Genomic DNA, 21,043 nt, shown 5'->3' on the forward strand with positions numbered 1-21,043 from the left:
GTGCGGATCGGCGGCGGCTGGGGCCAGTACAGCACCATGTTCTGACCGGAAGCCCACGAAAACGCCCGAGGGCCGCACCCCGTACGAACGGGGTGCGGCCCTCAGCCGTCTGTTACCGGAACCGCTAGCCGCGGATCAGGTTGCGCAGCACGTACTGCATGATGCCGCCGTTGCGGTAGTAGTCCGCCTCACCGGGGGTGTCGATGCGGACGACCGCGTCGAACTCGACACCGGTGTCGGTGGTGACCTTGACCGTGCTCGGGGTGGTGCCCTCGTTCAGCTCCGTGATGCCGGCGATGGAGAAGGTCTCCTCGCCGGTCAGGCCGAGCGAGTCGGCCGACTGGCCGGCCGGGAACTGGAGCGGCAGGACGCCCATGCCGATGAGGTTCGAGCGGTGGATGCGCTCGTACGACTCGGTGATGACGGCCTTGACGCCGAGGAGGGCCGTTCCCTTGGCCGCCCAGTCGCGGGACGAGCCGGAGCCGTACTCCTTGCCGCCCAGGATGACCAGCGGGATGCCGGCGGCCTGGTAGTTCTGCGAGGCGTCGTAGATGAACGACACCGGCGCGTCGTCCTGCGTGAAGTCGCGGGTGAAGCCGCCCTCGGTGCCCGGCGCGATCTGGTTGCGCAGGCGGATGTTGGCGAACGTACCGCGGATCATGACCTCGTGGTTGCCGCGGCGCGAGCCGTAGCTGTTGAAGTCACGACGCTCGACACCGTGCTCGGTGAGGTACTTGCCGGCCGGGGTGTCGGCCTTGATGGCACCGGCCGGGGAGATGTGGTCGGTGGTGACCGAGTCGCCCAGCTTGGCGAGCACGCGGGCGCCGGTGATGTCGGTGACCGGGGCCGGCTCCATCTGCATGCCCTCGAAGTACGGGGGCTTGCGGACGTAGGTGGACTCGGCGTCCCACTCGAAGGTGTTGCCGGTCGGGATCGACAGGGCCTGCCACTGGGCGTCGCCCGCGAAGACGTCCTGGTAGGACTTGTTGAACATGTCCTCGCCGATGGCGTTGGCCACGACGTCGTTGACCTCGGCCTCGGAGGGCCAGATGTCCTTCAGGAAGACGGGGTTGCCCTCGGTGTCCACACCCAGGGCGTCCTTGGTGATGTCCACCTTCATGGAGCCCGCGATGGCGTACGCGACGACCAGCGGCGGGGAGGCCAGGTAGTTCATCTTGACGTCGGGGTTGATCCGGCCCTCGAAGTTGCGGTTGCCGGAGAGCACCGAGGTGACGGCCAGGTCGTGGTCGTTGACGGCCTTGGAGACCTCCTCCGGCAGCGGGCCGGAGTTGCCGATGCAGGTGGTGCAGCCGTAGCCGACGAGGTTGAAGCCGACCTTGTCGAGGTAGGGGGTCAGGCCCGCCTTGTCGAAGTAGTCGGTGACGACCTTGGAGCCCGGGGCGAGGGTGGTCTTGACCCACGGCTTGCGGGTCAGGCCCTTCTCGACCGCCTTCTTGGCCACGAGCGCCGCGGCGACCATGACGTAGGGGTTCGAGGTGTTGGTGCAGGAGGTGATCGCGGCGACGGTGACGGCGCCGTGGTCGATCTCGTAGGTCGAGCCGTCGGGGGCGGTCACGGTGACCGGCTTCGACGGGGCGCCGGTGGAGACGGCCGGGGCGTCGGAGGCCGGGAAGGACTCCTTGCCCGCCTCGTCGACCTCGTCGACGTAGTTGCGGACGTCCTGCGCGAACTGGGCGGCGGCCTCGGAGAGGACGATGCGGTCCTGCGGGCGCTTCGGGCCGGCGATGGAGGGGACGACCGTGGAGAGGTCGAGCTCCAGCTTCTCGGAGAAGTCCGGCTCGGCGGCCGGGTCGAGCCAGAGGCCCTGCTCCTTGGCGTACGCCTCGACGAGCGCGACCTGCTGCTCGGAGCGGCCGGTGAGCTTGAGGTAGTTCAGGGTCTCGCCGTCGATCGGGAAGATCGCGGCGGTCGAGCCGAACTCCGGCGACATGTTGCCGATGGTGGCGCGGTTGGCCAGCGAGGTGGCGGCGACGCCCTCGCCGTAGAACTCGACGAACTTGCCGACGACGCCGTGCTTGCGCAGCATCTCGGTGATCGTGAGGACGAGGTCGGTGGCGGTGGTGCCGGCGGGGAGCTCACCGGTCAGCTTGAAGCCGACGACGCGCGGGATGAGCATGGAGACCGGCTGGCCGAGCATCGCGGCCTCGGCCTCGATGCCGCCGACGCCCCAGCCCAGCACGCCGAGGCCGTTGACCATGGTGGTGTGCGAGTCGGTGCCGACGAGGGTGTCGGGGTACGCCTGGCCATTGCGGACCATGACGGTACGGGCCAGGTGCTCGATGTTGACCTGGTGGACGATGCCGGTGCCCGGGGGGACGACCTTGAACTCGTCGAAGGCGGTCTGGCCCCAGCGCAGGAACTGGTAGCGCTCCTTGTTGCGGCCGTACTCCAGCTCGACGTTCTGGCCGAAGGCGTCCTTCGTGCCGAACTTGTCGGCGATGACGGAGTGGTCGATGACCAGCTCGGCCGGGGCCAGCGGGTTGATCTTCGCCGGGTCGCCGCCGAGCTCCTTGACGGCCTCACGCATGGTGGCGAGGTCGACGACGCAGGGCACACCGGTGAAGTCCTGCATGATCACGCGGGCCGGCGTGAACTGGATCTCCTGGCTGGGCTGGGCCTGCGAGTCCCAGTTGCCCAGCGCGCGGATGTGGTCGGCGGTGATGTTCGCGCCGTCCTCCGTGCGGAGCAGGTTCTCCAGCAGCACCTTCAGGCTGTAGGGGAGGCGGGCGGAGCCCTCGACCTTGTCCAGCTTGAAGATCTCGTACGACTCGTCGCCCACCTGCAGCGTGCTGCGGGCGTCGAAGCTGTTCGCCGACACGACAGTCTCCTTCATGCATGAATTCGCGTACTGCGGCAATCCTGCCGCCCCGACACCGCGCGGATCCGCTAAGGTGTGCCTAACTTAGGTACGCCTTACTGGCGCGACGGCGGTACGCCTCTCGGCAGATATCTCGATGTCGAGATAACTCTAGTACATCGCTGCGAAACGGTCATGCCCAGATGGGCCGTCCGGTGTCGGCACCCACGGACATAGGGCACGTATCCCTACAGCACGCACCCCCTGAAGCACGTACCCCCGTATCCCCGGAGCACGCAACCCCTGCGCCGTCCCCTGACTGGCAGCCGCAATCCTGCCCGAGGATGCTGGAGCGTGTCGGACGGGACGGCACGCGAGAGCGGGAGCGGTACGTGAGGGCACCGAGCGCGGGACGCGACGGCGTCGGGCGCGGGTGCCTGGGCCACCTGCAGTGGCTGCCCGTCCTCCTGCTCGCCGGGGGCGCCGCCATCGACTACAACACCCCGCCCCACTTCAGCGCCGAGGCTTTCTACACGGCCGCCCCCATGACCGCCGCCGCACTGCTGTCGCTGCGCGCGACGGTCCTGGCGGGCCTCGGCGCCTGCGCCGCCGACGCCGCACTGCTGAGCCACTTCGGCTTCCTCGGGGACCCGGGCGGCCGGAGCGAGCTGGCGGCGGTCGCGACCGTCTCGGCCCTCGCCGTGGCCGTCAGCCGCCTCATGTACTACAGCGACGTGCGGCTGCAGTCCGCACGCCGGGTCGCCCTGGCCGTGCAGCGCGCCGTGCTGCCGGAGCCGCCCGCCTCGATCGGGAATCTGCGGATCGCCGTGCGCTACCAGTCGGCCGTGCAGGACGCCCAGATCGGCGGGGACCTCTACGCGGTGCAGGAGACCCCGCACGGGGTGCGCTGCGTCGTCGGCGACGTCCGCGGCAAGGGCATGGAGGCGGTCAAGGCGGTGGACGTGGCGGTGGGGGCGTTCCGGGAGGCCGCCGAGCAGGAGCCCCGGCTCACCGGGGTCGCGGGCCGGCTGGACGGGGCGCTGCGGCGGGAGGCGGAGCGGCGGGCGGGCATCGAGCGGATCGAGGGGTTCGTCACCGCCGTCCTGGCCGAGATGCCGCCCTCCGGCACCGCACTGCGGCTGGTCAACCGCGGCCATCCGGCGCCGCTGCTGCTGCACGGCGGTGCGGTGCGCGCCGTGGAACCGTCCGAGCCGGCCCTGCCGCTGGCCCTGGCCGAGCTGGGCGCCGGCGAGGACCGGGCCGACACGGTGCCGTTCCCGCCGGGCACGACCCTCCTGCTGTACACCGACGGCCTCACCGAGGCGCGGAACCGCGCCGGCGTCTTCTACGACCCCGTCGCCCGGCTGTCCGGGCGCGACTTCTCCGGACCGGACGCACTGCTCGACGCCCTGCTCGCCGACGTGGGCCGGCACACCGGCGGCCGCATCACCGACGACATGGCGCTGCTGGCACTCACCCGGGGCGAGGACGCGGACGACCGGTGACGGTCAGGCCCGCGCGGCCCGCCCGTCCTCCACCTCGCGCACGAACTCGGGCACGCGGCTGTTGAACAGTTCGACCGGGATGCCGTGGTCGGCGCCGGGGACGACCTCGACACGCACGTCAGGAATGACACGGGCGCGCTCCGCCGCCCGGCGGGCGTCGTGGACGCGGCTCTCCCCTCCGAGAAGGACGAGGGCGGGCGCCTCGATGGTCGCCAGTTCCTCGTCGGCCATCTCCGGCGGCGGGAGCAGCCGTACGCGGAAGCCGCCCAGCGCCTCCACGGTGAACCGGGTCTGGGCCTCGGCCTGGCCGGCCGGCGCGCCCGTACCGCCGATGATCTTCTCGAACCACCGGTACCGGAATCCCGCACCGCCGACGAGGGAGGCGATGGCGCCGAGCACGAAGCCGGCCTTGAGCGGGGCGAGGGCGCGCGGCGGGTCGTAGACGGCCACCGAGGCGACGCGGCCCGGGGCGCGGGAGGCGTGGTTGAGCGCCACCCACCCGCCGTACGAGTGCCCGACGAGATGCGCCCGCTCCAGCCCGAGCCCGGCGAGGACCTCCTCCAGCCAGGCGGCGGTCTCGTCCTGGGTGCGTATGGGCGCGGTCTGCGTGCTGTGGCCCGGCTCCCCCACCCGGTCGACGGCGTAGACCATGCGCCCCTCGGCAAGCGCGGCGACGTGCGGCGCCCACTCGGTGGGCGAGGCGCTCTGACCGTGCAGCAGCACGACCGGGGTACCGCCGCCGTCCGCTCCGTAGGTGTGGACCCGCGTGGTCCCGAAGGCCGTCTCGACGTCGCGCTCCTCGCGGGGCTGCGGCCAGAAGGCCAGGGCCCTCTCATACGCGGCGAGCACCCGGGCCCGCGCCTCGTCACCGGTGAAGGAACTGATCAGAGTGGCCACAGGACACACCTCTCCCCCTGGACGGCCCCCGTGGCCGCCTGCTGACCGATTTTCGCAGGGGGCCGGTCGCGGGCCGCAGGCAGGTTTGGTTCACCAGTACGAGTGAGGGTTGGGCCGAACGGGCGCGTCGCTGATGGCGATTGCCGTAGACCTTGGACAGTCGTGATGCTGCAGTCACGACGTCCGTGGGAGGACCGACCCTCCGACGCCGACGTCTCACCCCGCCGCGAGCCCCGTCCGCACGAGGTCCATCACCTCCTGGTCCGACATGCCCAGCGCCCGTGCGTCCGCGATCAGGTCGCGTACGCCCTCGACCAGCCGGGCGCGGCCCGGTGGTGCGGCGCCCGTGGCCACGACTGCGCCGCGGCCGCGGCGGAGGTCGATGAGGCCCTCCTCGCGCAGCCGTTGGTAACCGCGCAGGACGGTGTGGACGTTGACGTCGAGGGAGTCGGCGAGAGTGCGGGCGGCGGGGAGGCGTTCGCCGGGGCGGACGGAGCCGTCGGCGATGGCGCCGCGGACGGCGGCGGCGATCTGGTCGCCGAGCGGCAGGGGCGAGCCGGGGTCGAGGCGGACGAGCACGTCAGGCCCTGCCTCCGGCCCGGGCCGCGAGCGCGTCGAGCAGTGCGGCCGCCGTGGCCGCGTCGTCGACGGTGACGACGAATTCGCTGCCGGTGATCAGCCGGGCCACAACGGCCTCGCCGGAGCGCAGGACGAGGCCGCTGCGGCCGGGCACGACGCGGTAGCCCCAGCCCCCGAGGTCGGGAAGGGGGTCGATGGGGCGGCTGGTCGCCGATGCGATGCGGTCGAGGGGGATGCGCAGCCGGGGGCGGGGCAGCCAGGGCAGGGTCGCGGTCAGGCCGTGGCGGTCGACGGTGATGCGGGCGGCGGAGAAGGCACAGACCAGCAGCCCGCCGACGACCGGGCCGGCGCCGGCGCCCCAGCCGGCGAGGAGCCCGACGGCCGCGCCCGGCAGGACGAGCGCAAGGCCGATCCGGCGCAGGGGGCGGGAGGTGATGGACCGGGTCCACGTCACGGCCTCGCCGTCCCGCAGTTCGAGGCGCGGCGCAACGACGGGTGCCGGCTCGCGCGCGGGCGTCGCGTCCCGGCCGGCCAGCAGCCACCCCAGACCGCCCGCCGCGGCGGCGACGGCCAGGGCCACGCCCAGCTCCCCCATCCCCATCCGGGCCCCGGTCCCGTCGGCGCCGGCCCGTGCGTTGCCGAGGACGAGGGCACAGAGGAGGTAGCCGAGGAGCCCCGCGAGGGCGTAACCGAAAGCGACCAGGGCTCTCGTGCGCCCTCCCCTCATGCCGTAGGCCAGCGCCGCGAACAGCACGGCCGGCACGAGCAGCAGTGCGAGAGCGACGTACGGGAACGAACCCAGTGCCGTGTAGCCGTCGGCGCGACCGGCGCCGGAGAAGTGCGTGGCCATGGGGTCGGGGAGGCGGTCATGACGCGCCAGAAAGACCGTCAGGAAGGCGGCACAGCCGAGCAGATAAGGCAAGACGACGAGCAGCAATCGCCGCCGTTCCTTCGCAATCGATAGAAGTACGTTCATCACCCCTCCATGTTGTTCGCATAGTAGTAGAACAAAGGGGAAACCATGGCGCGAGGCGAAGTAATCTCATATCTGAGATACCGTCTGTCTCATGACAGACGCCTACCTCGGCCGCATCGGCAAGCTCATCCGTGACGCCCGGCAGCACCGTGGCTGGACCCAGTCCCAGCTCGCGGACGCTCTCGGCACGAGTCAGAGCGCGGTCAACCGCATCGAGCGGGGAAATCAGAACATCAGTCTTGATATGATCGCCCGCATCGGCGAGGCGCTCGACAGTGAAATCGTCTCGCTCGGCTACGCCGGCCCGATGCACCTGCGCGTCGTCGGCGGCCGCCGCCTCTCGGGCTCCATCGACGTCAAGACCAGCAAGAACGCCTGCGTGGCCCTGCTGTGCGCCACACTGCTCAACGCCGGCCGCACGACCCTGCGACGGGTCGCCCGGATCGAGGAGGTCTACCGGATCCTCGAAGTGCTCGCCAGCATCGGCGTCCGCCACCGCTGGATCAACGACGGCAACGACCTGGAGATCGTCCCGCCCGCCGAGCTCGACCTGGCCGCGATGGACACCGAGGCCGCCCGCCGCACCCGCAGCGTCATCATGTTCCTGGGCCCGCTGCTGCACCGCATGGACCACTTCAAGATCCCGTACGCCGGAGGCTGCGACCTCGGCACCCGGACGGTCCAGCCCCACATGACGGCCCTGCGCCACTTCGGCCTGGAGATCACGGCCACCGACGGCACGTACCACGCCCGCGTCGACCGTTCGGTCGCACCCACCCGGGCGATCGTGCTGACCGAGCGCGGAGACACCGTCACCGAGAACGCCCTGCTGGCCGCCGCCCGCCATGACGGCGTGACCGTCATCCGCAACGCCAGCTCCAACTACATGGTCCAGGACCTCTGCTTCTTCCTGGAGGAGCTCGGCGTACGGGTCGAGGGCGTCGGCACCACCACGCTCACCGTGCACGGCGTGGCCACCATCGACCGGGACGTCGACTACGCACCGTCCGAGGACCCGGTGGAGGCCATGAGCCTGCTGGCCGCCGCCGTGGTGACGGAGTCGGAGCTGACGATCCGCCGGGTGCCGGTGGAGTTCATGGAGATCGAGCTCGCCGTCCTGGAGGAGATGGGCCTCGACCACGAGCGCAGCGCCGAGTACCGCGCCGACAACGGCCGCACCCGCCTGCTGGACCTGACGGTACGCCCCTCCAAGCTGCGCGCGCCGATCGACAAGATCCACCCGATGCCGTTCCCGGGCCTGAACATCGACAACGTGCCCTTCTTCGCGGCCATCGCCGCCTTCGCCCAGGGCCAGACCCTCATCCACGACTGGGTCTACGACAACCGCGCCATCTACCTCACCGACCTCAACCGCCTCGGCGCGGACGTCAAGCTGCTCGACCCGCACCGCGTCCTGGTCGAGGGCCCCACCCGCTGGCGCTCCGCCGAGATGATGTGCCCGCCCGCCCTGCGCCCGGCCGTGGTCGTGCTCCTGGCGATGATGGCCGCCGAGGGCACCTCCGTCCTCCGCAACGTCTACGTCATCAACCGCGGCTACGAGGACCTCGCCGAGCGCCTCAACTCGGTCGGCGCCCAGATCGAGACGTTCCGGGACATCTGACGTTTCCCCAGGTCAGGGCGGTGTTTCATCCCCCTGGGCCGTCTGTGGGCCGTCGCCCGTTCCTCTGCTTCGGCGGAAGGCACGGTCGACGGCCCTGCGCGCCCGGGCCTGGCTGCTCGGCATGAGATGGGTGTACGTGCGCAAGGTGAAGCCCGGGTCCGAGTGCCCTAAGTACTCGGCCAAGGCTTTGACGTTCTCTCCCTCGTCCAAGAGCAGGGAGGCGTAGAAGTGCCGCAGCGCGTGCATGCCGTGCTCACTGGACGGCTCGAACAGTTTCCCCGGCTCGCGCTCGGCGATGACGCCGGCGCCCACGAGGGCAGGCTTCCAGACCCTCATGTTGAAGTAGTTCCGGTTCACTGCCTTCCGTTCCCTTGAGTAGAAGAGCAGCGGGGCAGTCACCGGAGGGCCGTCCGGAGCCCGCCACGGCAGCGTGACGGCCAGGGGAGGGAACCGGGCCATGTGCTCCGTCAGGGCGGCGGCCACCTCTTCGGAAAGCGGCACCTCGCGGACCTTGTTGCCCTTCGGCGGCGCAAAGATCAGCTGCGTTCTGACCATCTTCACCTGGCGCACGACATGCAACACTCCGCCGGTGCAGTCGACGGCGTCCGCTGCGAGTCCGAAGATCTCGCCTTGCCGCAGGCCGCAGCCGGCGCCCACGTCGACCACCTTGCGGTAGCGCTCAGGCAGTGCCGACCTGACCGCGAAGACCTGCTCCAGGGGCCACGGCTTCACCTTCCTCTTCTCTGCCTTGGGAGGACGCACCGAGCCGGCACGACAAGGGTTTTTGACGATGAGACCGTCGTCCATCGCTGCGGAGAAGATGGCGGAGACGTTCGCGAACGTGACTCGACGGTACGAGACCGACAGACCGCGATCCTGGAGGGCCCGCACCCAGGCCCTGATGTGCCCGGGGAGGAACGCATTCATGGAGCGACCCCCGATGTGGGGGAAGACATGCAGCCTGAGCCGCTGGTCAATGGTGTCGACTGTGGAGATGTCGCTGGTCTGTGAGCGCAGCCAGGCGGTGGCGTAGGTCTCGAACGTCACCTTGCCTGCGTGGGGGTCGATGTACAGGCCGCGAACCAGGTCCGCTTCGATCTGAGCCAGCCACGCCTCCGCGAGGCGCTTCTGCTTGTCGGGAAAGGAGCGGCTCTTCTCCGTCCCGTCCGGAGCGACATAGCGGGCGCGGTAACGCATGCCTTTGCCGTGGCGGTCGGTCTTCACCTTGACCGGTCTGCCGCTGACCCCGACTTCTGCTTTGTACCAACGATCCTGGATGTGGCCTGCCATGACGGCTCGCTGATCCCTTCTGAGAACGCCTCGGGGCGGAGCCGTGCCGGCTCCGCCCCGAGGCGTGGGTGTGGTCATGCGTGTGTTGTCGCTACGCGGCCGTGTCAGCCGCTCTGAGACCGGCTACGTACCTCTCGACCTCGGTCGGGTCGTAACGGAGGTGTTTGCCGATCCGGAACGCAGGTGGTCCGATGCGCTTCCTGCGCCACTGATAGACGGTCTCCTTCGGCACACCGAACAGGCCGGCGATGTCGTCCGGGGTGAGGTACCGGTCAGGGAGCCCGCCCCGAAGGGCGGCCCGGGGATCGGTCGGTGCGGTCTTGGCGAGCCTCACAAGTCCTCCGCGAGGTAGAACCACATTGCTCTGAGTCGCGACTCATCGCGACTCAGAGGCGGTCCGCAGGGTTTTGAGTCGCGATGAGTCACGACTCAGGCTGATGTGGATCCAACTGCTTGAGGGTGATGCCGTTGTAGGTGGCGACCTGCCGGCCGTAGGCGTCCCGGGGCCGGGTGCGGTGGAGCTGGGGGACGACGGAGAGCAGGTTGCGGCCGAACATCTGCTTCGTGCCGACAGCGCGCACGCCGTTGTCTTCGGCCCATTCCCGCCAGACGGCCCACAGGGTGTCCACCGGGATGCTGCACGCCGGCCCGGTGGTGCAGCGTTCGCGGATGAACGCCGACGTGGGCGACGCGGTGTCCTGCATGGTGGTGACCGCCTCGCGGCTGCATGCGGGCTCGGTGATCCGGCCCTTGGCCTCCAACCTGGCCAGCCCGTCGAGGGCCCAGTTCAGAATCCCTGGCATTTCGGCGACAAGCCGACCGAACAGGGTCGGGTCTTCTCTGCCCAACCACGACACGGTCATGTTGAGCACCACGAACCGGCGGGCGATGACTCCGGAGGAGTCGCCGAAGTACGGCAGCTCGTTGGAAAGAATCATCAGCCGCGTCGGGAGCTTCCCGGTCCACACTTCGCGGTACTTGCGGTCGACGTCGATGGTGTCCTCACCGGAGATGGTCAGCAGCCGTTCGACGACCTGGCTGTTGTCGTTGCCGGACAACCGGGCGTCCGAGATGACCGCGAGCGGCTTGTCCACCAGGGTCGACAGCCCGAAGTTCGTGCCGAGCCCGGCAAGCGTCGGCCCGGCGAGGTTCTCGCGGCCGACCAGCTCTTTGAGGACGCGGGCGATAGTGCCTTTGCCGGAGCGGGACGGGCCGACGATGAGAAGGATCTTTTGCTGGTCCGTGCAGCCTGAGAGGACGTAGCCGAACCACTCCTGAAGTGCCTGAATGGCGTCAGGGTCGTGGGGCCAGATCTGTGCCAGGAACCCTTCCCACGTGGGTGCGGTGGCCTGCGGGTCGTGGGCATAGGGGACAGAGACGAGGTTGAAGAACATGGGACTGTGCGAGAGCAGGGCGCGGTCCCGGATGCGCAGCAGTCCGTTTTGGCAGGCCACGACCGGGCTTCCGTCGTCCTGGTCTGCTTCCTGGCCGATCCAGGCGGGAGCGTCGGTGTCCGTGGGCAGGAAGGTGATGGCAGCAAGGGCGTCGAGGAGGTTGCTGATCTTCTGCTTGGTGGGAGCCCAGTCACGGATGTCGGGCTCCCCGTCCTTGGTCAGGCCGACGCAGAAGGTGGCGTGCTCCAACCGCTCGTACAGGGATGCTCGCATCTGCAGGTCGTCCAGCTCGCGCCAGCAGGCCCCCGTCCAACGCATCCAGGAGCCCCGCCAGCGGCGACAGAGCAGGTGTCCGTCCGGTGTCTGCCAGGCCGGAAGGAGACGGCGGGCCACGGCCATGGGGTTCGAGGGGGCCGGCAGCACTTCACGGCCGGTCATGCTGCGTCCTTCCCCTCGGGGTGGAGGCGGGACTTGCGCCTGGCCGCAGGCTGCCAGTCCGGGCGAAGAGCTGAAAGGACGGCCTGACGGCCGACGACCCTTCGGGCGCCCACCACTGTGGGGCGTGTCGGCCCCGTGGCGAGGTCCCGCGGCGTCGTGGGCGGGAGAGGGCTCTTAATGGGGGAGGTGGTGGGGCGGCCGGTCATGAGGCCAGGCCCGGGTTGTTGGCGATGGACCAGTTCAGTGCGTGAGTGATCGCGGCCATGCACTCGCGTTCACCCAGTCCGCACGCCTGCCCTCCCTGATTAAGAGCCTGCTCTACCTCGCTGCGGGTGAGGTCGCCGGTTTTGACCAGCCGCCCGAGTGCTCGTGCGGCCCGGACGAGGGTGCGGTTGCGCGTGCCCTCAGGGGCGTTCGCCACGTTCGCCACCTCGTTGCGAAGAGCGGCTGTGGCATAGGCCGAGGCGTTGCGCGGCGCAGGGACCATCACGGGGGTGCATGGGCGCCGGGGGGTGAGGGCGGCGGTCAGCCATTTGGGCATGGGCGCCACGGGTGCATGCTCGACGATCTCGTAGGTGCCCTGTTCGGTGGTGCTGCCGGGGGCGAGGACGTAGCCGCCCCATCCGCGGGTGTCGATGAGCGGGGCGAGTTTGCCTGCCGTGTTGCCGAGGCGGGTCTTGCACGGGGGGTGGAAGTACAGGTGTCGGCCGCCGCTGGGAGTCCGCACGGTGTGGGTGGTGGGCAGCGGCTCGCCGGCGCGCTCGCAGAGCGCTTTGAAGGTCGTCATGCCGTCAGGCATGCCCTTCATGCTCTTGTCCTTCGGCACGTCCAGGTCGACGACGAGTAACCCGGCCGGGCCGGTGGCGATGCCGATGTTGAATGCACCGGTCTGCCAGCACTGGCCGATGCGGATCGGATCGGTGGTGGCACGGTTCTCCCACTTCACATGCCCGTCCACGCAGGCACCGGTCCGCGGGCAGCGCTCCTCACCATGCAGGGCGGGGCGCTTGTCGCCGGGGATGAGCGGGAAGACAGGCCAGTTGTTCCCGGCAGCGTGAAGGGCTTCGACCAGCAGGGGGTTGTAGGTGTCGGTGTTCGTGCCGGCGCCTACTCGCGGAATCGGGGTGGGGTGGGTCATGCTGGGAGTTCTCCTGGTTCTGTCGAAGGGACAAGGAGCCGAGGCGGTCGCGGTCTTGTGGTGAGAGGCGACCGCCTCGGGCGTGTCTAGAACGGGGGCCCGTCGGAGGCAGGCTGCGAGGGCGCTGCCTGCGGCACAGCAGCCGCAGTGGCCGGCGTCCCCAAGCCGGAGCCGTGGGCAACAGAGGTCTGGGCACGCTTGGGCATGGCTGTGGCAAAGCGCAGTGAGGGGCCGATGTCGTCCGCGTCCAGGACGAGCATGGAGCGCTTCTCCCCCTCGTCGGTGTCCCAGTCGAGCTGACGCAGCCGGCCGGTGACGACGACCCGGTTGCCCTTGCCGAGGCTTGCGGCAATGTTCTCGGCGAGGGCTCGCCAGGCGGTGCACCGCAGGAACATCGATGTCCCGTCGGTCCACTGTCCGCTGTCCCTGTCGAAGCTGCGGGGTGTGGAGGCTACGGTGAAGCGGGCCATGGCCACTCCGGCCGGGGTGAAGCGCAGTACGGGGTCGTCGGTGAGGTTTCCGACGACGGTGATCGGGGTCTCGCCTACGGACATGAGCTAGCTCCTCATCTGTGGGGTTTCAGAAGGACGGTTCGTCGCTGTAGCCGGTGCACTGGCGCTGTCGGCGGCGGGGCAGGTGCGGCAGCGGTAGCAGGACCCAGCGGCGGGCCTGGTTCCAGCAGTTGCACGGCTCCCAATCAGTGCCGGCGTACTCGCCGGTTTCCGGGTCGCCGTAGTCGTGGGCGGTCCCACCGTCGCCGTCGCACTCCGTGCAGTCGCGCCGAGGCGTGTCGACGAGGACCAGTGCCGGGCGCGGTCAGTGCGTGCGCTGGATGCGCAGTCGGGGCAGGGAGCGGGAGCGGCGGCTCATGCGGTCCGCTTCCGGGCTTCGGCGGTGGCGTCCGCCAGCTCGTCGAGCTTCGTGAGCAGGTGGGCGAGCTGGCGGCGGGTGACGTTGCGGCTGTAGAGGTTCGGCATCCATCCGCCGTTGTCCCAGCACATTTCCACGGTCACGATCTCTTCCGGGTCGACGTCCATGTCAGCTCTCCTTGGTGATGTCGATGGCGGGGAGTTCAGGCAGGCCGGTGCGGGTGAGTGCGGCAGGGTCGAAGCCGGGCAGCGCGGCCCGGGCGGTGAGCGCTTGGGCGAGGGCGGTGGCGTAGGCGACGCCTTCGCGGGCGACTTCGATCTGGGCGCCGGCGCGCAGGGCTTCGACGCGTTCGACGTGGGCGTGTTGCTCACGCTGCAGGGTGGTGTGGCGCTGGTAGCCGACGGTTTCGCGGCGGTCGGTGCGCCAGTGGCGGGCGGCGATGCCGTAGGCGATGGCGGTGGCCAGGGCCCACAGGAGCAGGGGCAGGGAGAGTCCGTCGGCGTATCCGGCGACTCCGGCCAGGGCGAGGGCGCCGGAGGTGGCGAACGCGGTTCCGGCGGTGACGCGGTCTCCGGCCCAGCCGGTGGAGGAGGCGACGCCGGCCGCCGCGGCGCCGGTGGCCAGGACGACCATGAGGGCGGCGTTGCCGACGGAGTGTTCGGCGCCGTTGGCGTTCCAGATGCGGCCGAGGATGAGCACGGTGGACGTGGCTACGGCCGGCCCTGCTTTCGGGGCGGCGATGGCGAGCCAGTGGCGGGCGACGATGGGTTCGTTCACGGGCCTGGCCTCTCTCAGAGGTTGCCGAGGGCGTTGACGACAGCGGTGGTGAGCTCGTTCACGGGCCCCGCGGCGCCGGTGGAGGCGAGGGAGAAGCCGAACATGATGGCGATGAACGCGGAGCCGTAGCCGAGGGACTTCGAGCGCAGCAGGAAGAGCAGGACCAGGCCGTAGAGAGCGACCAGCGAGACGGTGACGCCCATGAGGAGACCTCCTTGAGGCAGGGCGTGGGGCGGTTAGCGGGTGCCGTCGCGGTAGGTGCGCGACCAGCGGTTCCACAGGTGGCGGCCGACGCGGATGCGGATGCCGTGGCCGTCGCAGCGGCGGCAGTGCTTGCCGCGCTTGGGGCGTCCCTTGCGGTCGGTGGTCATGGCGAAGCCGAAGCCGCGGCACTTGCGGCAGGTCCCGAACGGGCTGACCACACACAGCGCGGCGTAACTTAGGGTGATGAACAGCAGGGCGGGTATAGCGGTGAGCGAGAAGGGCATGGAGGGCCTCCCGGACGGTTTTCGGGGCGCGCTCAGGGAAGGCCGCTATCCGCTAGCAGCCTGATCAGGGCATATGTGGGGTGCTAGCGGGGCCGCTAACGTTAGCGGGGTGTGCTGCTAGCGATAGCGGCCCCGCCGGGTCAACCAGCGTCCTGGTTTCCGTCACGCTCTGCGATTGCGGCGGCGATGTCGGCGCGGACGATGCCGCGGCGGTTGACGACCTTGCCTTCCACGCGGCGGCCGATCTGGACTGTCTCGATCCCGAACGGTTTCAGGGCGGCGGTCAGCTGCTCGGCTGCCCATCCGGCGTATACGTCGGGCCGGAGTTCTTCCAGGCGGGTCACCACGGTTTCGTTCCACACCTTCGGCTCCGCGGCCGGTACCACCGCGGCGATGTCGCGCAGCAGGTCGTACGTGGCGGTCTCGTCCGGGGTCGGCTCGTCGCCGAGGGCGTGGCCGGAGAGGGTGCCGGCGGCCTCGCGGAGCTTGTAGGCGCGGCGGGCAATGAGGTCGGCGGTGGGGGCGTCGATGTAGACCGAGCCGACGATGCGGGCATCTGAGCCTTCGCCGACGAAGTAGTGGATGCCCTTGTCGGCCCAGGCGAACATCGTCGCCCGCACGCCACGCTTGTAGGCGGAGGTGCCCAGCACCATGTCGTTCTCCAGCTGGCCCATGACCTTCAGGCACCAGCGTGCCGAGGCGTTGGCGGAGATGCCGGTGGGCAGGGCCTTGGCGTCCGGCCTCTGGGTGGCCAGCAGGAGCGTGATCCCGAGGGCGGGACCGCGTTTGACGAGGTCGGTGCAGATCTCCTCGAATTCCTTGCCGTGTTCGGGGTGCTCGAACCACACCTGGCACTCGTCGACACCGGCCACGACCGGATGCAGGCCAAGCCCCTTGCGGTTGGCCAGGTCGCTGGTGACCTTCGACTCGGGGCACAGGTCCCGCGGCAGGCCCCGGATCACCTTCGCCCGTCGGCGCAGTTCCTCGCGCAGGGCCCGCAGGTCGCGCAAGGCGTACTGGATGTCCTCATCGTCGTCGCCCGCGCGGTAGCTGTGGGCCACGCGCTCCAGCGGTCCGAGGTCGCCGGTGCCCTTCAGGTCGTAGACGTGCAGCTCGGCCCGCGGGTCGAGAGAGGCCACGAGCAGGAGGAGACGGAGCAGGAACGTCTTACCCATGCGAGGGATCGCACCGATGATGCCGGAGATGTACATCAGCGTGACCTCAACCCAGCGGCCGCGTTGATCGGTGCCGTACGGGGCCGACTTGAACAGGTCGACGCTGCCGCCCTTCAGCAGCGGCCACGCCGGCTTCTTGGCCTTGGACATGTCCTGATCCCCGACCCACAGCACCAGGCGCCCGGTGTGCTCCTCGGGCACCGCCTCGGGCCACACGCAGCCCAGCGGCCGACGCAGGCCGGAGGCGAGCTTGTCCCGCTTGTCGATGACGTCCGTGACGGTCACGCCGTACGGCAGGTCGCCTTCGGCGCGCCAGCCGGGCCCGTCGCGGGTGATGGGGGCGGTGAAGGTGAAGCCTTCCCGGCCCTTGGCCTGTGCCTGGTTGATGGCCGTGATCCCCAGAGCACCCAGGGCTCGCAGGACGATGTCGCTGGTCAGCTTCTGTGCCTTCGGCGTCTCCACGGCCCGGGTGATGACCGGTGCGTCGGCCGGGGTGCCGGCCACCCCGAGAGCCAGGACCAAGGCACTGAGCGATACCGCTTGCAGCCACCCCGGCGCCAGGACGTACAGGGCCACAGCGGCGCCCAAGCCAATGATGCAGGCCAGGACCGTTACGAGCGTGCGCAGGCGTACACGCCCGTCACGCTGGCGCGACAGTCGCAGGTACTCTCCGGCGTCCTCGCGCCGCACGGCGGCCAGGCGCACTGGTTCGCCCTCGGCGTCGGCGACCCACCGCAGGGTGTCGCCGACGAAACGGGCGGTGCCGCGGGGGGCTTGTACGGCCAGGCGCATGGCGTAGACCGGGGAGCGCCACGCGTGGTAGGCGGCCAGGTGGCCGTAGTGGCTGCCGGCCCACTTCGCTGCCGTCTCCAGTTCCGCCCGCGACCTGAGCCACGAGGGGATCACCGGACGGCGCTTGGCCTTCATCAGCCGTTCCAGGAACCCTGGGCCGGGCACGTCCGGGCCGTCCACCATGACCACCGCATCCGGGTCAGCCGCAGTGGCGGGCGGTTCGGGCTCGGTGCGGGCGGTACGGGCCTTGCCGAGGTCGACTACCTCGGCGACCGGCTCGTTGCCCTGGTCGGGTAACTGGGCGTCCGTTTCCTGATTGTTGGGGTCAGGTACGTGGTTCACTTGCGATTCCTTCCGTACGGGGAGGGAAAGCGGGGCCTGGCCGGCGCTTTGGACGGCATGCGGCTGGGCCCCGCATTGGAGCCCGAAGGCTCAGTGATGGCGGTGCAGCGGGTGAGCTGCGGCAATCTCCTGCCAGCGGCGGCTTTCACCCGGATCGGGGTTGACCAGCCGTATCCGGAAGCGGCACCCCGGCACGGGACAGCGGTGCGTGGTCGCCAGCAGCTCGTCCACGGCCCGCCGCACCGCCGTATGAACGGTGGCGTAAATGGCCAGCGTGCACGCCACATTGATCAGAACCGGTACACCGTGGGTGGCGAGCTGCCAGGCGTAATCAGCTGCAGCGACGGCGCCCACCGTGATGGCGGCGGCAGGGCCGATCCAGCGGAGTTTCATGAGCGTCAGAGCTGGTTGGGCTCCAGGGCGAAGAACATGACGTTGGCCGTGGCCAGCTCGGGGTTGTTCTTCGCTATCTGCTCCTTGATGGCCGTGAACACGTCGTGGCGGGTCGCCCCGGCCGGCGGGGTCCACGTGCCGTAGGTGCTGTAGGTCATGTGCCCGGGCAGTTCCACGGTCATGACCCAGTGGTGGGAACCCTGCTGCTGGGCGGTCTGGGTGCTGCCGTGGACGGTCTGCGTGGTCATTGTGGTTCTCCTTGGGAGTCGGGTGAGGTGGTCAGGCAGCGCACTGTTCCTCGGGATAGGCGCACGTCACGCACATGCCGATCGATGTCGGGATGCGGTATCCGGCGTCGGTCCTGCAGTTCGGGCAGACCCGCTGGGCGGCGTTGGCCTTCGCCAGTGCCGCCCAGCGGGCCGGGGTCATCGGCCGGACCGGCTTGGCCAAGTCGATGCGATAGAGGTAAGCGACCAGCGGACCGCGCCGGCGGCGAGGACGTTCGAGCTGGGCGACGACCGGTTGGCCGCCGGGGCGCAGCCCGGCGGCACGCAGTTGCCGGCGGGTAGCAAGCCCGTCGGGGGCGCAGCGCCAGGGGTAGGCGGGTGGCTCCGATGTGGTGTCGATCGGGTCGTGGCACGGGCCGGAGTCGGGAGACATTACGGCCCCGCAAGGGCAAGGCCGGTCTTGCGTTCGGCCTTGAGGGCCTCACGCAAGGCCCGGGCGCGGGAAGGAGCGGTGCGCAGGGTCTTGCGCAGAGCCTCGGCCGTCAGGTCCTCGTCCGCCCATTCGGCGGTTGCCGTGCGGGCGGTGGTGAGGAGTTCTTCCCAGCTACGCGAGGGCTGCGGGGTGCGGGCCACTTCCGGGACACGGCCAGTCGGCCGCCGCCGACCGCATCCGTCGAGCGGGAATCGGGCGGGCCGGATCGGGACCCGGTCAGGTGCCGATCCGGTCGGTTCATCGACCGCTCGATCGGCCCGGTTGTGGGTCGATTCCTGCAGGTCACCCCTAGATCGCTTTGCACTGGAAGGCGCTGTTTCCTCCTGGTTTGCGATCGGCAGAGGGGAGACGGGCCCGAGGATGGGCAGGGGGTGGTCGAAGCCCGACCAGAGCCGGGCAGCGACCCGTTGGGGCGTGGTGTCGGCGGCCGACTCGATGACCTCGCCGAGGCTTGCCTCCGCGGTGAGTCGGTGGGACAACAGGTCGGCGGTAAGGCCCGGGGTGGTGCCGTGATGGACCTGCCACGCGGCCCTGAACGCCTCCTCCGCCCCTAAGTCACCGTAGGGCGCGGCGGAGATGAGGCGGTCGGCTATCTGGCACACCTTCCGGTGGTGGCGACGCCGGCGGCGTGTGTGGCGGGCCTTGTCCCGTTCCTCGTGGGATGGGGCGTTGGTACCGTGCAGGTGCAGTTCCCACATGCCGACCGCGAACAGTGACGCGGCGGCCAGGACCACGCCGAGCCATAGGCCGTAGTCGTGAGTGCCGTGCCAGCCGTTGACTGCGGCAGCGATGACGGCACATGTCCAGGTTGCGGCGCGGTAGCGGCCGGTGGGCTCGTTGCGTTGTGCGGCGTGAGCCGCCCCCAGCGTCGCTGCCCAGGCCGCGCCTTCGAGCATCACCGAGAGCAGGGCAGCCAGCAGCGGCCCCACCCCGGCGGTCGACAATGCGAGGAACTGTGAGGCCAAGGCCGGGACGATGGCGCACAGCATGACGATGACCGTGCAGATCAGCGCCCCGTTGTCGACCAGCCAGGCGCGCCGAGCACGCCGTCGTTCGGCGCGGTCGGCTTTGTCCCGGCGCTTGTCCGCGCGGGCCTCTGCCCGGTCGGCCCGGTCCTGTTCGCGCTCCAGGCGACGGTCTTCCCGGCTTTGCTGGCGGTCGGCAAGCCGGTCCTGGCGGCGTTGCTCCTGCCACGTGACCAGATCACTCACGACGTCCCCCTTGCCGGAGGCTGCGCGCCCCGGCGGCCGGCGCGGCGGCCGTTGACCGTCGCGCATGCCGCTTCAACGCTCAGCGCGTTCAGCCACGGGGCGCCAGCACGCTTGGCCGCGTACATGTGCTCATCGGCCACGCGCAGCAGCGTCGGGAGGTCACCCTCGTCCGTTCGCGGGTCGTAGGCCACCGACCCGATGGACGCGTCGACGGTGAGCGAGTGCTCCTCGAACTGCACCGGCAGCTTCATCGCCCGGGCCAGGTCCTCCAGCAGCCAGGTGTGTTCCTGGCGGCTTCGTACAGGGGTGATGGCAGCGAATTCGTCGCCGCCCAGCCGGGCGGGCGTGCCCTCGTTCAGCTCTGCCCACCGGGTCAAACGCTCCCCCGCGGCGCGGAGGACCGCGTCCCCTGCGGCATGCCCGTAGGTGTCGTTGACCTGCTTGAAGCGGTCCAGATCGATGAGGTAGACGGCGCAGGGGGCAGCGGCCAGGGCCTTGACTGCCTGTTCCGTGAACGCCGCGCGGGTCGGCAGACCGGTCAGCGGATCGCGGCGTGCCACCTCGATGCGGCTACGGAGCCGCAGGACGTGCAGCGACCAGCCGGCTGCCAGCGGACCGGCAGCAGCGATTGCCGGCAGCAGAGCACTCATGGCCGCCTCCCCTCGTCCTTGGACTCGCCGAGGGCGGCCGGCCGGGTGTAGTCGTCGCGGACGAGGTCCGGGTCCAGGTCGAGGAACTGGTGCCGCTGCTCGGCGAGCACGCCACCGGGCTGCGCGGCCCGCAGCTCAGCCAACAGCCGCTCCAGTACCACCCCACCGGCCGTCTTCACGCGGGGAAGAGAGGAGGTCATGCCGCCACCGCCTTCCCGGCGCGGCCGGAGCTGCGGCGCTGGCGGTAGGCGTCCAGGCACGCCTGGCAGGGGTCCTCACCGTCCCGGCGGTGCCGGTGGTAGCCCGCCGCCTTCCCGCATGTGCGCGTGGCCTCGTCCCCCAGGGTGACCCGGCGACGGCGCCGGTAGATCAGGTACCGCTCCTTGGGCCCCTCGCCACCGCGGATCCCGAACCGTTTGTTCGCCACGGCGCTGCCCTCCGCCGCCAGCGCGGCTTCCAGGCAGGCGCTCCGGACCGGGCAGCGGCCGCACAGCTCGCGAGCCATGTCCGCCGTGGCGTCCTCTCCGGGCTCGGGGTAGAAGATCTCTGGCTCGATCACCTTGCACAGCGCGCCCCGCAGCCCGGGGTCGGGCGTCAGGTCGACTTCCAGTTCACCGTTGGTCGGCCGTCGACAGCCGTCGACCGCGTTGCGGGCTCCCGTGATCCGTCGGGACATCACGCCACCGCCTTCCGGGCCCCGCGCGACACGGGCCGGGCGGGGAGCTGGCGAACGGTGAACAGCTCCGGGGTGTGCTCCTCGATCGCACGGGCGGCGACGGCGGACACGCGGTCCACCAGCTCCGGGTCATCCGCGAGGATGTCCCGTGCGGCCGCCAGGCGAGCGGTACGGTCCTCGCTGCTCTCCCCCTCCACCCCGAGCCACAGTTCGGGCGGGGTGCCAAGGGCCAGTTCGATGAACTCCTCGATACTCGCGGCCACCTGGCCGCAGACGTACGCACGCATGGTCTC

At 70.2% G+C, this 21,043-nt stretch carries 25 protein-coding genes; 2 read left to right on the forward strand and 23 right to left on the reverse strand.

Annotated elements, in window-relative coordinates; translation table 11 throughout:
- Positions 1-124 precede the first annotated feature (124 nt).
- Positions 125-2,839 (reverse strand): aconitate hydratase AcnA, encoded by a 2,715-nt coding sequence (acnA, locus tag LE181_RS17775; protein WP_308103149.1) that lies wholly within the window; start codon positions 2,837-2,839, stop codon positions 125-127.
- Between the two features lie 371 nt (positions 2,840-3,210).
- On the opposite strand from acnA, the gene LE181_RS17780 reads away from it, so the two are divergent.
- Entirely contained in the window at positions 3,211-4,323 is a 1,113-nt protein-coding gene (locus tag LE181_RS17780; protein WP_225662278.1) for a PP2C family protein-serine/threonine phosphatase, read from the forward strand.
- A 3-nt stretch (positions 4,324-4,326) separates the two neighbouring features.
- Here the strand turns inward: LE181_RS17780 and LE181_RS17785 are convergent, their stop codons facing one another.
- The 3 genes from LE181_RS17785 to LE181_RS17795 form a co-directional block, all read right to left on the reverse strand.
- On the reverse strand, positions 4,327-5,220 hold the full coding sequence (locus tag LE181_RS17785; RefSeq protein WP_225662279.1) for an alpha/beta fold hydrolase: 894 nt from the start codon (positions 5,218-5,220) through the stop codon (positions 4,327-4,329).
- A gap of 216 nt (positions 5,221-5,436) precedes the next feature.
- Positions 5,437-5,799, reverse strand: coding sequence for a GntR family transcriptional regulator (locus LE181_RS17790; RefSeq protein WP_225662280.1), 363 nt, complete (start codon positions 5,797-5,799; stop codon positions 5,437-5,439).
- Between the two features lies 1 nt (position 5,800).
- The gene (locus LE181_RS17795; protein ID WP_225662281.1) at positions 5,801-6,736 is read right to left on the reverse strand and encodes a DUF1648 domain-containing protein; all 936 of its coding nucleotides are present in this window, start codon (positions 6,734-6,736) and stop codon (positions 5,801-5,803) included.
- 130 nt (positions 6,737-6,866) lie between these two features.
- On the opposite strand from LE181_RS17795, the gene LE181_RS17800 reads away from it, so the two are divergent.
- Positions 6,867-8,396, forward strand: coding sequence for a helix-turn-helix domain-containing protein (locus tag LE181_RS17800; protein WP_225662282.1), 1,530 nt, complete (start codon positions 6,867-6,869; stop codon positions 8,394-8,396).
- 12 nt (positions 8,397-8,408) lie between these two features.
- Here LE181_RS17800 and LE181_RS17805 read toward each other — a convergent pair whose 3' ends face one another.
- From LE181_RS17805 to LE181_RS17895, 19 genes are all read right to left on the reverse strand, one after another.
- The gene (locus tag LE181_RS17805) at positions 8,409-9,686 is read right to left on the reverse strand and encodes a tyrosine-type recombinase/integrase (RefSeq protein WP_225662283.1); all 1,278 of its coding nucleotides are present in this window, start codon (positions 9,684-9,686) and stop codon (positions 8,409-8,411) included.
- A 91-nt stretch (positions 9,687-9,777) separates the two neighbouring features.
- Positions 9,778-10,020, reverse strand: coding sequence for a helix-turn-helix transcriptional regulator (locus tag LE181_RS17810; protein ID WP_225662284.1), 243 nt, complete (start codon positions 10,018-10,020; stop codon positions 9,778-9,780).
- 88 nt (positions 10,021-10,108) lie between these two features.
- Positions 10,109-11,518, reverse strand: coding sequence for a DNA primase family protein (locus LE181_RS17815; protein ID WP_225662285.1), 1,410 nt, complete (start codon positions 11,516-11,518; stop codon positions 10,109-10,111).
- 202 nt (positions 11,519-11,720) lie between these two features.
- Positions 11,721-12,656, reverse strand: a complete 936-nt coding sequence (locus tag LE181_RS17820) for a bifunctional DNA primase/polymerase (protein WP_225662286.1) — start codon at positions 12,654-12,656, stop codon at positions 11,721-11,723.
- A gap of 86 nt (positions 12,657-12,742) precedes the next feature.
- Positions 12,743-13,210 (reverse strand): single-stranded DNA-binding protein, encoded by a 468-nt coding sequence (gene ssb / locus LE181_RS17825; protein ID WP_225662287.1) that lies wholly within the window; start codon positions 13,208-13,210, stop codon positions 12,743-12,745.
- Positions 13,211-13,235: 25 nt separating this feature from the next.
- Positions 13,236-13,460, reverse strand: a complete 225-nt coding sequence (locus LE181_RS17830; RefSeq protein ID WP_225662340.1) for a hypothetical protein — start codon at positions 13,458-13,460, stop codon at positions 13,236-13,238.
- Positions 13,461-13,522: 62 nt separating this feature from the next.
- Entirely contained in the window at positions 13,523-13,693 is a 171-nt protein-coding gene (locus LE181_RS17835) for a hypothetical protein (protein WP_225662288.1), read from the reverse strand.
- 1 nt (position 13,694) lies between these two features.
- Positions 13,695-14,303, reverse strand: coding sequence for a hypothetical protein (locus LE181_RS17840; RefSeq protein ID WP_225662289.1), 609 nt, complete (start codon positions 14,301-14,303; stop codon positions 13,695-13,697).
- A 14-nt stretch (positions 14,304-14,317) separates the two neighbouring features.
- Positions 14,318-14,506: a hypothetical protein gene (locus LE181_RS17845; protein WP_225662290.1), complete on the reverse strand. Its 189-nt coding sequence runs from the start codon at positions 14,504-14,506 to the stop codon at positions 14,318-14,320.
- A 33-nt stretch (positions 14,507-14,539) separates the two neighbouring features.
- A complete protein-coding gene (locus LE181_RS17850; protein WP_225662291.1) occupies positions 14,540-14,791 on the reverse strand; it encodes a hypothetical protein in 252 nt (83 codons plus the stop codon).
- A 140-nt stretch (positions 14,792-14,931) separates the two neighbouring features.
- Positions 14,932-17,100 carry a cell division protein FtsK gene (locus LE181_RS17855; RefSeq protein ID WP_225662292.1) on the reverse strand — a complete coding sequence of 723 codons (2,169 nt, stop codon included), beginning with the start codon at positions 17,098-17,100 and terminating at the stop codon, positions 14,932-14,934.
- 90 nt (positions 17,101-17,190) lie between these two features.
- Positions 17,191-17,493, reverse strand: a complete 303-nt coding sequence (locus tag LE181_RS17860) for a hypothetical protein (protein WP_190107636.1) — start codon at positions 17,491-17,493, stop codon at positions 17,191-17,193.
- Between the two features lie 5 nt (positions 17,494-17,498).
- On the reverse strand, positions 17,499-17,741 hold the full coding sequence (locus LE181_RS17865; RefSeq protein WP_225662293.1) for a hypothetical protein: 243 nt from the start codon (positions 17,739-17,741) through the stop codon (positions 17,499-17,501).
- A gap of 31 nt (positions 17,742-17,772) precedes the next feature.
- Positions 17,773-18,153, reverse strand: coding sequence for an RRQRL motif-containing zinc-binding protein (locus LE181_RS17870; protein WP_225662294.1), 381 nt, complete (start codon positions 18,151-18,153; stop codon positions 17,773-17,775).
- Positions 18,153-19,424: a DUF2637 domain-containing protein gene (locus tag LE181_RS17875; RefSeq protein WP_225662295.1), complete on the reverse strand. Its 1,272-nt coding sequence runs from the start codon at positions 19,422-19,424 to the stop codon at positions 18,153-18,155. Before LE181_RS17875 ends, LE181_RS17870 begins: the two co-directional genes overlap by 1 nt.
- Positions 19,421-20,074, reverse strand: coding sequence for a GGDEF domain-containing protein (locus tag LE181_RS17880; protein WP_225662296.1), 654 nt, complete (start codon positions 20,072-20,074; stop codon positions 19,421-19,423). Before LE181_RS17880 ends, LE181_RS17875 begins: the two co-directional genes overlap by 4 nt.
- Positions 20,071-20,274 carry a hypothetical protein gene (locus LE181_RS17885; RefSeq protein ID WP_225662297.1) on the reverse strand — a complete coding sequence of 68 codons (204 nt, stop codon included), beginning with the start codon at positions 20,272-20,274 and terminating at the stop codon, positions 20,071-20,073. The genes LE181_RS17880 and LE181_RS17885 overlap by 4 nt, the downstream gene beginning before the upstream one ends.
- Positions 20,271-20,750 carry a WhiB family transcriptional regulator gene (locus LE181_RS17890; RefSeq protein ID WP_225662298.1) on the reverse strand — a complete coding sequence of 160 codons (480 nt, stop codon included), beginning with the start codon at positions 20,748-20,750 and terminating at the stop codon, positions 20,271-20,273. The genes LE181_RS17885 and LE181_RS17890 overlap by 4 nt, the downstream gene beginning before the upstream one ends.
- Complete coding sequence (locus LE181_RS17895) at positions 20,750-21,037, reverse strand: hypothetical protein (RefSeq protein WP_225662299.1); 288 nt, start codon at positions 21,035-21,037, stop codon at positions 20,750-20,752. Before LE181_RS17895 ends, LE181_RS17890 begins: the two co-directional genes overlap by 1 nt.
- Positions 21,038-21,043: the final 6 nt, after the last annotated feature.

Source organism: Streptomyces sichuanensis, assembly GCF_020328095.1.
Classification (GTDB): Bacteria; Actinomycetota; Actinomycetes; order Streptomycetales; family Streptomycetaceae; genus Streptomyces; species Streptomyces cinnamoneus.